Source organism: Methylomonas sp. MK1 (assembly GCF_000365425.1).
GTDB lineage: Bacteria > Pseudomonadota > Gammaproteobacteria > Methylococcales > Methylomonadaceae > Methylomonas.
On sequence record NZ_AQOV01000001.1, the window covers coordinates 2,051,489 to 2,064,076 of the forward strand.

The 12,588-nt window shown below is 51.0% G+C and carries 13 protein-coding genes; all 13 read right to left on the reverse strand.

Features of this window, described 5'->3' with window-relative positions; genetic code table 11:
- Positions 1–20: 20 nt before the first annotated feature.
- The 13 genes from G006_RS0109665 to G006_RS0109725 all read right to left on the reverse strand — a co-directional run bounded on the left by G006_RS0109665 (position 21) and on the right by G006_RS0109725 (position 12,560).
- Positions 21–1,379 carry an HlyD family type I secretion periplasmic adaptor subunit gene (locus tag G006_RS0109665; RefSeq protein WP_020482984.1) on the reverse strand — a complete coding sequence of 453 codons (1,359 nt, stop codon included), beginning with the start codon at positions 1,377–1,379 and terminating at the stop codon, positions 21–23.
- A 1-nt stretch (position 1,380) separates the two neighbouring features.
- Positions 1,381–3,531, reverse strand: coding sequence for a type I secretion system permease/ATPase (locus tag G006_RS0109670; RefSeq protein WP_020482985.1), 2,151 nt, complete (start codon positions 3,529–3,531; stop codon positions 1,381–1,383).
- A gap of 110 nt (positions 3,532–3,641) precedes the next feature.
- Positions 3,642–4,679, reverse strand: a complete 1,038-nt coding sequence (gene truD / locus G006_RS0109675) for a tRNA pseudouridine(13) synthase TruD (RefSeq protein WP_020482986.1) — start codon at positions 4,677–4,679, stop codon at positions 3,642–3,644.
- 123 nt (positions 4,680–4,802) lie between these two features.
- Complete coding sequence (locus tag G006_RS0109680) at positions 4,803–5,099, reverse strand: hypothetical protein (RefSeq protein ID WP_020482987.1); 297 nt, start codon at positions 5,097–5,099, stop codon at positions 4,803–4,805.
- Between the two features lie 135 nt (positions 5,100–5,234).
- Entirely contained in the window at positions 5,235–5,708 is a 474-nt protein-coding gene (ispF, locus tag G006_RS0109685) for a 2-C-methyl-D-erythritol 2,4-cyclodiphosphate synthase (protein ID WP_020482988.1), read from the reverse strand.
- Complete coding sequence (ispD, locus tag G006_RS0109690) at positions 5,705–6,400, reverse strand: 2-C-methyl-D-erythritol 4-phosphate cytidylyltransferase (RefSeq protein ID WP_020482989.1); 696 nt, start codon at positions 6,398–6,400, stop codon at positions 5,705–5,707. Before ispD ends, ispF begins: the two co-directional genes overlap by 4 nt.
- 3 nt (positions 6,401–6,403) lie before the next feature.
- Positions 6,404–6,673 carry a septum formation initiator family protein gene (locus tag G006_RS0109695; protein ID WP_026146944.1) on the reverse strand — a complete coding sequence of 90 codons (270 nt, stop codon included), beginning with the start codon at positions 6,671–6,673 and terminating at the stop codon, positions 6,404–6,406.
- Positions 6,674–6,793: 120 nt separating this feature from the next.
- Positions 6,794–8,077 (reverse strand): phosphopyruvate hydratase, encoded by a 1,284-nt coding sequence (gene eno, locus G006_RS0109700; RefSeq protein ID WP_020482991.1) that lies wholly within the window; start codon positions 8,075–8,077, stop codon positions 6,794–6,796.
- Positions 8,078–8,086: 9 nt separating this feature from the next.
- Positions 8,087–8,920: a 3-deoxy-8-phosphooctulonate synthase gene (gene kdsA / locus G006_RS0109705; RefSeq protein ID WP_020482992.1), complete on the reverse strand. Its 834-nt coding sequence runs from the start codon at positions 8,918–8,920 to the stop codon at positions 8,087–8,089.
- A gap of 2 nt (positions 8,921–8,922) precedes the next feature.
- The gene (locus tag G006_RS0109710) at positions 8,923–10,551 is read right to left on the reverse strand and encodes a CTP synthase (RefSeq protein WP_020482993.1); all 1,629 of its coding nucleotides are present in this window, start codon (positions 10,549–10,551) and stop codon (positions 8,923–8,925) included.
- Positions 10,552–10,679: 128 nt separating this feature from the next.
- Entirely contained in the window at positions 10,680–12,152 is a 1,473-nt protein-coding gene (locus G006_RS0109715; protein WP_020482994.1) for a diguanylate cyclase domain-containing protein, read from the reverse strand.
- 13 nt (positions 12,153–12,165) lie between these two features.
- Positions 12,166–12,363, reverse strand: a complete 198-nt coding sequence (locus G006_RS0109720) for a hypothetical protein (RefSeq protein ID WP_020482995.1) — start codon at positions 12,361–12,363, stop codon at positions 12,166–12,168.
- Between the two features lie 2 nt (positions 12,364–12,365).
- Positions 12,366–12,560, reverse strand: coding sequence for a hypothetical protein (locus tag G006_RS0109725; RefSeq protein WP_020482996.1), 195 nt, complete (start codon positions 12,558–12,560; stop codon positions 12,366–12,368).
- Positions 12,561–12,588 lie beyond the last annotated feature (28 nt).

The window sequence follows — 12,588 nt, forward strand, 5'->3', positions numbered from 1 at the left end:
AATGTAATTGTTGTTATGAGTTATCGTTCTCTTAAAGCCCTATCCCTGGCTTTCAATATCGGCTTCAAGAGGTAATCAAGCACTGTTTTTTTTCCGGTTAAAATATCAACTTCCGCGGTCATCCCGGCAATAATTTCCAAACGTTCGCCGCCCTTTTCCAGGTAGTTTTTCGCGGTGCGCAAACGAATCAAATAGTAACTGTCCTCATCTTTCTTCTCGCCGGGTATGCTGTCGGCGCTGATATGTTCCAAAGAGGCCTCCAGGCCACCGTAGATCGAAAAATCATAAGCGCTTAGTTTTACCACAGCTTTCTGCCCAGGGCGAAGAAAAGCAATGTCCGCCGGCCGAATTTTCGCTTCAATCAACAGCTGATCTTCCAGCGGCACGATTTCCAACAAATCCATGCCGGGTTGAATGACGCCGCCAACCGTAGCCACCTTGATGCGCTTTACCGTGCCTTTTACCGGCGACAACACTCTGGTACGGCTAACTCTATCTTCCAAAGCTACCGCAGATTCGGATATGCGATCCAGTTCCGCCTTCACTTCGTTCAATTCTTTCAACGCTTCGGTTTTAAAGCGAATCTTGATCTCCGCCAATTTGTTGCGCGCTTCGTCCAATGACGAACGTAGCCGCGGCATCGCCAAGTTTGCGGAATTCAAGTCGCCTTTCAAGTCATTTGCGGCACGCTGCAAGCGTAGTAATTCTACCTGCGACATTGCGCCATCGGCCACCAACGGTTCGGACATCTTTACTTCGTCCTGCAATAGTTTGTAGCTACGCGCCAATTGGTCGCTTTTCGACTGAATTTCGATAATTTCCTGCTCTTTCTGCCGCACCTGCTCGGCAAAAATGTCGCTATTCGATCTTATTTCGTTCTGCTTGGAAACCAGCAATTGCCTGACGTTGTCGGCGATTTGCGGTGCGTTCTTCATAACCTCTTCCGGAATCGCCAAAGGCGTGCCGTTGATTTCGGCATTTAAACGCGCGGTATTTGCCAACAACTCGTAATACTTTAACTTGGCTTCTTTAAACGAGGAAGCAAAACGGACTTGATCGAGTTGCAGCAAAACCTGATCCTTGTCCACCAATTGACCTTCTTGCACCAATATTTCCGAAACGATACCGCCCTCCAGGTTCTGCACCACCTGCACTTGACTGGAGGGTATGGTCTTACCTTCGCCGCGCGTGACCTCATCCAAGCTGGCAAACCCGGCCCAAACCAAGGATGCCGCAACAAAAGCCGCGGCAAACCACAGGATTAAATGACTTTGCAAGGGTAATTCGTAAAGATTAGCGGCGTTGACGTCGCTTAAAAAACGCTGATCTTCGGCTCGATACCGATGCTCGGCGCGCCACTCGGCTATTTTTTTCAACATATTAGATAGCCACCTTGATCTGTCCTTGGCGCAAGGCTTCCAGCACATGTTCCTTGGGGCCGTCTGCGACCATATGCCCGCCGTCCATCACGATCAGCCTGTCCACCAAGCTGAGCAGCGACATGCGATGCGTGACCAGTATCAGAGTCTGTTGCCCCAATTGCGCGGCAAACCGCTGTTTAAAGGCTTCTTCGCTACTGTTGTCCATCGCATTAGTCGGCTCGTCCATAATAAAAATCGACGGCGACAACAACAAGGCTCTGGCCAGTGCAATACTTTGCCGTTGCCCACCCGACAAGGATGCGCCGCGCTCGCCCACTTGCAAATCAAAACCGGCGGGATGTTTACTGACGAACTGATCGACGCCGGCAATCGCCGCCGCCTTTAACACCGCAGCATCATCGGCGTAGCGCGAACCCAAGACAATATTGTCTTTCACGCTACCAAACATTAAGGAAATATCTTGCGGCACATAGCCGATTTGCCGGCGTAAATCGGAAGGATCGATTTGGCGAATATCGGTGCCGTCTATCAATATCGAACCTTCTTGAGCCTGATATAAACCCAGCATCAATTTTTCCAGCGTGCTCTTGCCGGAACCTATTCGGCCGATAAAACCCACGCGCTCGCCGGCCTTGATTTTAAAGGATATGCCGTCCAAGGCCTTAACCGGCTGCTGCGGATAGCTGAAGCGAACGTGTTTGAACTCAATCTCGCCGTTAAAGCGCGGTCTATGCAAATAGTCCTTGCCGTTCTCGCGTTCCACCGGTAGAGCCATCATTCGGTTAAACGACCCCAGGGCGGTCACCGCCTGATGGTAACGGGTCAATAGTGCCGCGACCTGCCCGACCGGAGCCAAGGCCCGCGAGGTCAGCATGGTGCAAGCCACCAAGCCGCCTGTCGTCAAATCACCATCGGTAATCCGGTAGACGCCGGCCACCACCACCAACACCGATGCCAATTGCTGCAAAAATGCGGTCAAATTGACGGTCAAGCCGGCATAAAACCGCGACTTTAAGCCCAGCCGGGCGATTTCGCCGACATTCTGTTCCCAACGGCGCTGCAATTGCCCTTCCGCGCCGGCCGTTTTGATCGTTTCCAGATTGGACAACGCTTCCACCAGCGTGGCATTTTTTTCGCCGCCGAATTTGAACATGGCGTTGATCGTATTCTTCAACGGCGCCTGCAAGGCGATGCCAATCAACATTGCTAACGGTAAAATCGCCAATGGAATTAAAGCCAAATTGCCGCCGACACTATAAATAATGAGTAAAAACAAAAACAAAAACGGCAAATCTATCAACGTCACCAGCGTTGCCGAAGTCAAAAACTCGCGAAAGGATTCGAATTCGCTTAAGTTGTTCGCAAATGCTCCCACCGATGGCGGCCGGGCTTCCATGCGAATATTCATTAGCTTTTCGAAAATATTCGCCGACAAAATAATATCGGCGCGTTTGCCGGCTGCATCGATAAAATAGCTTCGTAGCAGCTTCATCGCCAATTCGAAACCAAACACGATCAGCACACCTACAGTCAGTACCCACAACGTTTCCAGCGCGTGATTCGGTACCACACGATCATAAACATTCATGAAAAACAAGGGCGCGGCCAAAGCGAACAGATTGATTAATAACGAGGCCGCCAGCACTTCCGCATAGATAGGCCAGGACTTATAAAGTACATCCCAAAACCAATGTTTGACCTTCGGCACAGCCGATTCCGCAGTGCGCCCATCAAAGCGGTGCTGCAACTGCACGAAAAAAGCCGAACCGCTGTAACTAGCTTGCAACTCCGCAGCGCTAACGCTCTTCTCGCCGCTCTCGGTTTCCGGCAACACTACCGTATAGTTTTCACCGCTCTTGGCAAGCAAAACGCAGGCATTACCGTCTTTCAGCAACAACACTGCCGGCAATACCAAATTGGAAATTTTCTCTAAGGGTCTGCGCAACAAGCGGCTGGTCAAACCAGCGCGTTCAGCGGCGCGCACGAACAATTCGGGCGTCAATCTATTCTCGACCAAGGGCAGCCCGGCTACCAAGGCCGTTGCGGTTTGCGGAATATGTAACAATTTGCAGACCGATAGCAAAGCCAACAATAGAGGATCGTCAAACGTGGAATCTGCTGGTCCGGATATCTGGCCGCTATCAGGCATGTAGGATGTAAGTAGAAGTTATGATTTTTATAACGCTTTAGGCGCTATTGTACTTAAGTATTATAAATACATGCGATTACAACCCAAAAAGCATTTTTATCAAAGCAAATTCAATCACCGGCACCAGATGCACCGCCAATTATTTCCCGTAACAAGGCGGTGGCATAGCTGCCGGCGGGCAAATTGAAGCTCAACTTGAGTTGATTATCCAGCCACTGCCACTCCAGATCTTGTGGCAATGTGCGTAAAGCGCGTCGATCAGCTTCCAGATCAAACGCAAGCAAACCGTCGGCTATGGATGCGTTAGCGGCAATCACGGCGTCTTCTATCGCACCAGCCTCAGCCGTGGCAATCTTACCGCCACGGCCCCACATGATCCCGGTGGGATGAATATCGCCCTGCTCGACACGAGCTGGCAGGCTGGCATCGTTGTTATCGCCGGTAAAACAGCTATTACTGCCGTCTAGCTTGAATACATCGCCGTTTATCGCACGCAGCCAATTGGCTTGCTCGACGCGCCGGGCCAAAATCAGATTGAACAAATAGGAGCGCGCCGCCGACAGATACAAGGAACGTTGTTCGCGTTTGACCTTGGCACCGGCAAACATCGCCAATGCATGATCGATATTTTGGCCGTGATGCCCGAAACGTTGTGGGCCGAAGTAATTGGGAAAGCCCTGGGCTTTAATCTGCTGCAGTTGTTTTTCGGCGGTTTCTTGATCGCCCGTCCAATTACGGATCAGTAACGTAAATCGATTGCCGGCCAATACACCACGCTTCAGTTTCCGAGCGTGACGAACCGTGTGCAGTATTTTCAGCTGATCGGTTTCGATAGCTGACCAATCGGGATATGCCTTACCCGGTAGCCACACGCTGAACCATTGCCGAGTGCGACCGTGCCTATCCTTAAGACCAGCATAGCTGACATCTCGCTGCCTGACCCCGGCATGACGAGCCAGCTGCCGCGCGACATATTCGGTGTTTTCGCCGATTTTTTCGATATACAGGAATATATGCTCGCCGCTGCCTTCGGGCTCGAACGATAGAATTTCTTCGACGACGAAGTCCTCGGGCTCGGCTTTAATATCGCCGGTGCCACTAGGGGCGCCGAAGGCGTAGGGCCAGTCGGGTAAACTAAAATCTGTCATTAGGTATGTAAAATATCGTCGGCATGTTGCCGCGATAGAGGTTACGTGAAATGCTGAGTTGTTTTGTCAGGGAACGCTACTCGCACCATGACCTACATGGATTATCGCTTTCAATCCATAGGTTCAGAAAATTAGCTTCGGTTGAAAAAGGATAAAAAAAACGCCTAAGGCAACAATGAAAATACCGGCTTTAAACGTAAGAAAATTCGAGTGATAAAACTCTTCCTCCTTGGTTGGCGGGCGTGAGTCATTTTGAGCGTCTAAATACCCTCTGACTCCTCTTTTTTGCCTGTCGCTTAACCAAGGAATCATCCCGGAACTAATAAGCATAGCGGTGCCAAAAAGAACAATTCCGAATCCTACGCCATGACGCTCAAAGCCATAGGCGATAAATTCGCTTATTGTGTCATTTAGACTCATTGTCAATTCCTTCATTTACCGAGCATCAATACTAAAGACAGTAATACTAATTGATGCCGTATGGTGCAATTTTCAAGATTACACTAGATGGTCGAGTATCGCGGTATCGCTCGTGATCTAACGCTGGCAACGTTTTTATTTCTCTATCAACACCACCGCCTGCACCGCGATGCCTTCCTTGCGGCCTTCGAAGCCTAATTTTTCAGTCGTGGTAGCTTTGACATTGATGAAATCGACATCCACGGCCAAGTCGGCAGCGATATTGGCACGCATAGCCGGCACGTGCGGCAGCATTTTCGGTGCCTGGGCGATGATAGTGACATCGGCGTTAACCAGCTTGTAACCTTTTTCCTGGACAATTTTGTAGACGTGGCGTAGCAATACCCGGCTGTCGGCACCCTTGAATTCGGGGTCGGTATCTGGAAAGTGTTTGCCGATGTCGCCCAGTGCTGCCGCGCCGAGAATTGCATCGGCCAAGGCATGCAGCACAACATCGCCGTCGGAATGGGCTTCCAAGCCCTTCTCGTACGGAATGGTAACGCCACCGAGAATGATGTGGTCGCCGTCGTTGAAACGGTGGACGTCGTAGCCTTGGCCGACTCGAATCATGCTTGTTGCTCCATATAGAATTGCGCCAGCGCCAGATCTTCGGGCCGGGTGATTTTGATGTTGTCGGGGCGGCCTTCGACGATTTTGGGTTTGTAGCCCAACAATTCCAATGCGCTAGCCTCGTCGGTAACGGCCGGATTGCCTTCGGTTTGCTGCAAGGCATCGCGCAGCATGCCGTACTTGAACATTTGTGGCGTCAACGCCCGCCAGACATGTTTGCGATCTATCGTTGCGGTAATCGTATCGCCGTCGACGTGCTTCAGCGTGTCGTGTGAAGACAGCGCCAGAATGCCGCCGACCGCATCGTTTTTAAGCGTGTCGATTTGCAGATGAATATCGGAGGCAGTCAAACAAGGCCGGGCGGCGTCATGTACCAACACCCAGTCCTCTTCAGCAGCCTGACTTTGCAAAGATTTCAGTGCCGAGAGTACCGAGTCGGCCCGTTCCTTGCCGCCCGGTGCGGTAATCACATCAGGATGTTTGGACACGTCCAATTCCGGCCAATACGGATCTTCAACTGAAATCGCCACCGCCACTGCCTGAAAAGCACCGGATTGCAATAAACGGTTTAAGGTATGTTCGATGACGGTTTTGCCGGCCAATGGCAGATATTGTTTAGGGCGGTCGGCTTGCATACGTTTGCCGACGCCGGCTGCCGGGACTACTGCCCAGCATTTGAGAATTTGCTTCATGCTCTACTCAAGCACTTGAAAGAAGGTTTCGTTTTCCTTGATCATGCCCAGCTCGTAGCGGGCGCGTTCTTCGATGGTTTCCAAACCACGGCGCAAATCCAGCACCTCGGCATATAAAGAATCGTTGCGTTCCTTTTTTTCCTGGGCTTCCTTGGTCAAAGTATCCAGGCGTTCCCGATAATCGCTAATCTGCGAGACGCTGGCATCACCTAGCCACAACCGATACTGGAAGTGAACGATCAATAGGATAATGATGGCGATGAGCGTTTTTATAGCGAATTCTCAACAATGTAGGTTGGGTTAGCTCTATCAGAGCGTAACCCAACATTTAATGCCAACGTGTTGGGTTACGTCCTTCGCTACCGCTAAGGGCTAACCCAACCTACGCTTTTTTTATTTCAGCATTTTGAACGCGCTGCGGCCGGCGTATTTGGCTTTGTCGCCCAACTCGTCTTCGATTTTCATCAGACGGTTGTATTTAGCAACCCGGTCGGAACGGCTCAATGAACCGGTTTTGATTTGGCCGGTGCCGGTGGCAACAACCAAGTCGGCGATGGTGGTGTCTTCGGTTTCACCGGAACGGTGAGAAACCACCGCGCTGTAACCCGCAGCAGACGCCATATCGATAGCCGCCAGGGTTTCGGTCAAGGTACCGATTTGGTTGACCTTGATCAGGATGGAGTTGGCGATGCCTTTCTCGATACCTTCTTTCAGGATAGCAGGGTTGGTCACGAACAAATCGTCACCGACCAACTGGATTTTGCCGCCCAATTTTTCGGTTTGATATTTCCAGCCGTCCCAGTCGTTTTCGTCCAGACCGTCTTCGATCGAGATGATGGGGTATTTATCAACCCACGCAGCCAGAAAGTCGACCATTTCTGTAGAATTGAAGCTGCGATTTTCTGCAGACAACACATATTTACCGTCGTCGAAGTATTCGGAAGCGGCTGCATCCATACCCAGATAGATGTCAACGCCCGCTTTGTAACCGGCTTTTTCGATGGCTTCCAAGATGACTTCGATGGCTTCTTCGTTGGAAGACAAGTTAGGCGCAAAGCCGCCTTCGTCGCCCACAGTGGTCGCCAAACCGCGGCTTTTCAATACTTTAGCCAGGTTGTGGAATACTTCCGCACCGTAACGGATCGCTTCGCGGAAGGTTGGCGCGCCGACAGGCAGAATCATGAACTCTTGCAAATCAACGCTGTTATCAGCGTGCGAACCGCCGTTGATGATGTTCATCATCGGTACAGGCAAAATAAATTCGCCGGATTTGTTCAGGAATTTGTACAACGGTACGCCGGCTTCTTGAGCAGCAGCGCGCGCGGCAGCCATGGAAACGCCCAAGATGGCATTGGCGCCAATCCGGCTTTTGCTTGGGGTTCCGTCCAAGGCAATCATTTTTTCGTCTAACGCAGCTTGGTTGTTGGCATCCATACCGACGACCGCTTCGCGAATTTCGGTATTGACGAAGTTAACGGCGTTCAATACACCTTTGCCCAGATAACGGGATTTATCGCCATCGCGCAATTCGATTGCTTCGCGTTCGCCGGTTGATGCACCGGATGGCACCATCGCGCTGCCGATGATGCCTGATGCCAAATACACTTCCGCTTCCACGGTCGGGTTACCGCGTGAATCCAGAACTTCTCTTGCCTTTACGTCTACTATTCTTGCCATTATTTTGCCCTATAGTGTGGTTTCAATCAGGCTGGTGGATTTAACAGCCCGGTCTATCGTTACTAACATTTCCAATAATTCTTTCATGCGGTGCAAGGGCCAAGAATTGGGGCCGTCGCTCAACGCTTCTTCCGGTTTGGGATGTGATTCCATGAAAAGCCCGGCAATGCCCACTGCGACTGCCGCCCTCGCTAAAACAGGCACATGCTCGCGCTGCCCGCCGGAAACATTGCCTTGCCCACCCGGCAACTGCACGGAATGGGTGGCGTCGAATACCACCGGGCAACCGGTGTCGCGCATCACTGCCAGTGAACGCATGTCCGAAACCAAATTATTATAGCCAAACGACACGCCGCGCTCGCAAACCATGATTTGTTGATTGCCGGTCGCCTTGGCTTTGGCGGCGACATTGGCCATATCCCACGGCGCTAAAAACTGGCCTTTTTTGATATTTACGGGTTTGCCCAAAGCGGCGACGCTTTGAATGAAATTGGTCTGGCGGCATAGAAATGCCGGCGTCTGCAACACATCGACCACCGCCGCAACTTCTTCTAAAGGGGTATCTTCATGCACATCGGTCAAAACCGGCACATGCAATTGTTGCTTCACTTTTTCCAGGATCTGCAAACCTTTTTCCAAGCCAGGGCCACGAAAACTGCCCAGTGAAGAACGGTTGGCTTTATCGAACGAGGACTTATAAATAAATGGAATATTCAACTCGTCGGCTATTTCTTTCAATTTACCGGCGGTATCCAGGGTCATTTGTTCGCTTTCGATCACACAGGTGCCGGCGATCAGGAAAAACGGCTTATCCAGGCCGACTTCGAAATTACATAATTGCATGTTTAACCTTGTTTCTTGTGTTTGGCGGCCGCTTCCACAAAGCCTGAAAACAACGGATGACCATTACGCGGTGTTGAAGTAAATTCCGGATGAAATTGGCAGGCCAAAAACCAGGGGTGATCGGGCAGTTCAATAATCTCCACCAAGCGGCCATCCAGCGATTTACCGGAGAAGCGCATACCGGCGGCTTCCAACTGTTTCAAATATTGATTGTTGAATTCGTAACGGTGCCTATGCCGCTCGGTAATCACGTCTTTCTGATACAACTCGAACGCCAACGAATCAGATTTTAAACGGCATTTTTGCGCGCCCAAGCGCATGGTGCCACCGATGTCGGAATCTTCGTCACGCTTATTCAATTGACCGGCCTCATCCATCCACTCGGTAATCAAGCCAATAATGGGATGCGGGCTATTCGGCAAAAACTCGGTGCTATGGGCGCCTTCCAAACCGACCACGTCGCGGGCGAACTCGATCACTGCGGACTGCATGCCCAAACAAATGCCCAGATAAGGTATTTTGTTCTCGCGGGCGAAACGTACCGTGGAAATTTTGCCTTCCACGCCGCGCTCGCCAAAACCACCGGGTACCAGAATCGCATCGACATCTTTAAGCTTTGCGGTGCCTTCGGCTTCGATGGTTTCAGAGTCGATATAAGTGATTTGTACTTTGTGGCGAGTGTGGATACCGGCATGAATCAAAGCCTCGTTCAAGGATTTGTAGGCATCGGTATGGTCGACATATTTACCGACAATGGCGATGTTGACTTCATCGGTCGGGTGAGTCAGACCATCAACCACTTTTTCCCAAGCAGACAGATCAGCCGGCGGCACATCGAGACGCAACTGGGCTACGACAATGTCGTCCAGTCCTTGTTCGCGCAACAATAGCGGGATGCGATAAATGGTGTCGGCGTCAATCGCGGAAATGACCGCTTTTTCGTTGACGTTGGTGAACAAGGCGATTTTTTTGCGCTCGCTGGCCGGAATCGGCTGCTCGGAACGGCAAATCAGAATATCCGGCTGGATACCGATAGTGCGCAGCTCTTTTACCGAATGCTGCGTCGGTTTAGTTTTAATTTCGCCGGCCGACTTGATGTAAGGCACCAAAGTCAGGTGGATAAATACCGCCCGGTCCCGACCCAATTCCACGCCCATTTGCCGGATAGACTCCAGAAACGGCAAAGATTCGATGTCACCAACCGTGCCGCCGACTTCGATCAAGGCCACATCGGTACCTTCGGCACTGGCATAGACGCGGCGTTTGATTTCGTCGGTAATGTGCGGAATAACTTGTACCGTAGCGCCCAGATACTCGCCTTTGCGCTCGTTGCGCAACACTTGTTCGTAAACCTGGCCGGTGGTGAAGTTGTTTTTCTTGGCCATCGTGGTTTTTAAAAACCGCTCGTAATGGCCTAAGTCCAGATCGGTTTCCGCGCCATCCTCGGTAACGAACACCTCGCCGTGCTGAAACGGGCTCATGGTGCCGGGGTCGACGTTGATGTAAGGATCGAGTTTGGTGAGAGTGACTTTGAGGCCGCGATCTTCCAAGATGGCTGCCAACGATGAAGCGGCTATCCCTTTTCCCAAGGATGAAACCACTCCGCCGGTGATGAATATGAATTTTGTCATGAACGTTTGGCGCCCTGTTAAGCAATAGCAAGGGGGTCGAAAAGCGGCAAATTCTAACAGTTTTATGGTGCAATTGCCTTTTTAATTGCCAAAGCAAGCTGAGCTGGGATCTCGATAATTGAAAAACATCAACGACATTCGGCAGTAAACACCAACTGATTTTTGCCGCGTTGCTTGGCCAAATACATCGCATCGTCGGCACATTTAATCAACAATTCAGCTTCGGAATGATCGGTGGGATACATGGCAATGCCGATACTGGCACCAATTTTGACGGTCTTTCCATGAATTAAAAATGCTTGATTGATAGCTTTTAACACATTTTGCGCCACTTGCTTGGCCGCCAACACCGAGTGCAGCGACGTTAGCACGAATACGAACTCATCGCCGCCCAAGCGCGCAACGGTATCGACTTCACGGCAACATTGCTCGAAACGCCGGGCCACGGCTTGCAATAACTCATCGCCGGCATCGTGGCCCATTTCATCGTTCACAATCTTGAAACCGTCCAAATCCAGAAACAATACTGCCAAAAATGTCGAATCGCGCTTAGCGCGCAGTAAGTCTTGCCGTAAACGCTCGACCAACAAACCGCGGTTGGGTAAACCGGTGAGCTGATCGTGAAACGCCAGATACATTAACTGCTTTTCCTTGCGCTCCTGTTCGCTGACATCGGTAATCGTGCATAAGCTGATCTGATCGTTAAATTCGAACAGGGTCTGGATGTTGATTTTCGCAACAAAGGTGGAGTTGTCGCGCCGCAACCCCAGCATTCGGACATTGTCCGCAATAATCAATTCTTTTAAAGGCTTGCCGATCAAAGCCTGATCGCTATATCCGAACAACTGATTGGCCGTCTTATTGGCGGAACGCACACATTCGTCACGACCATACAACACGATACCGGTCTCGATGGAATCGATGATATTGCGCAAGGCCTGCACATTGCCCTGCGATTGCTTGATTTGCGCCAGCAAGCGCTTGCAGACCAAGGCAAAATTCAGCAATGCCAGTAACAGCAAACTGGCTTGCAAGCTGCGCAGATAAAACACTTCCTTGGTGGCGTTCTGCTCCAATGCGGTAGTCAGTTCATTCATCAAACCCAGCAATTGCGAGTTATGCATCAACAAAGCATTCAGTGCCGGCCGCAAAACCTCGGCATCAACCCCGGCACCGCCCTGCTCAACCGGCGATAGGCGTTTGTGAATCAGCGTCCAAAGCTGGGACGCCGAGCCGATAATCATTTGCGTATTGGGGGCATCGGCGGCGGCCAGATAAACCGGTTTGCCATCACCGCTACTGGTCATACCGCCTTGCAAAAAACCATCTAAGGTTTTATCGAACAAGTCGACGGCATTGGAAAATTCGCTAAAAGCGCTGAGCTTTTCCGTATTGGTTTGCGCGACATGCAACATCAGCAAAGATTTGGTCATCCGCTGCGACAACATGCGTTGGCGGCCGGATAAATTAATCGCCACCGCGCTCTTTTCCAGCTTTGCGGAAATCCAAAAATTAAGCCCCAGCGCCACCGCATCAAACACGATGAACAACACCACCGGAATGAAAATCGCCGGAAGTTTGCCGCGGGTCTTTTCGGTCATGTCAGGATGCCGCTTAAAAACCCTGGTCTACGCCATTTTGTAACTTGGGCCACGAGCTAAATGCAAACACCCAAATCATGATGACGTTAAGCACCGGCACCAACAAAACCAGCGTCCAGCGCCCGTCGAATCCGGCTTTTTCCAAAATTCGATAGCCCAGCCAAAGGCAAAACAGCATGAATGCCGGCAACAACACGAAAAATAGTTCCATGACTAGCCCTCCTTTTTTGCATTCGGCCATTCTTGGAAAGCCAGTTGCAGAAACACGATCAGCAATCCAAAGACCGGCAAAAACACCAATGCCGCCCACGCCGGATTTAGACCGGCTTTTTTATAGATCAAGATCGCCGGAATCGCGATCATCATGCCCACGATCATGGCCTGGAGTATCTCGGGAAACATCAACATGACACCTCCTATCGGTTTTCGTTAGCTA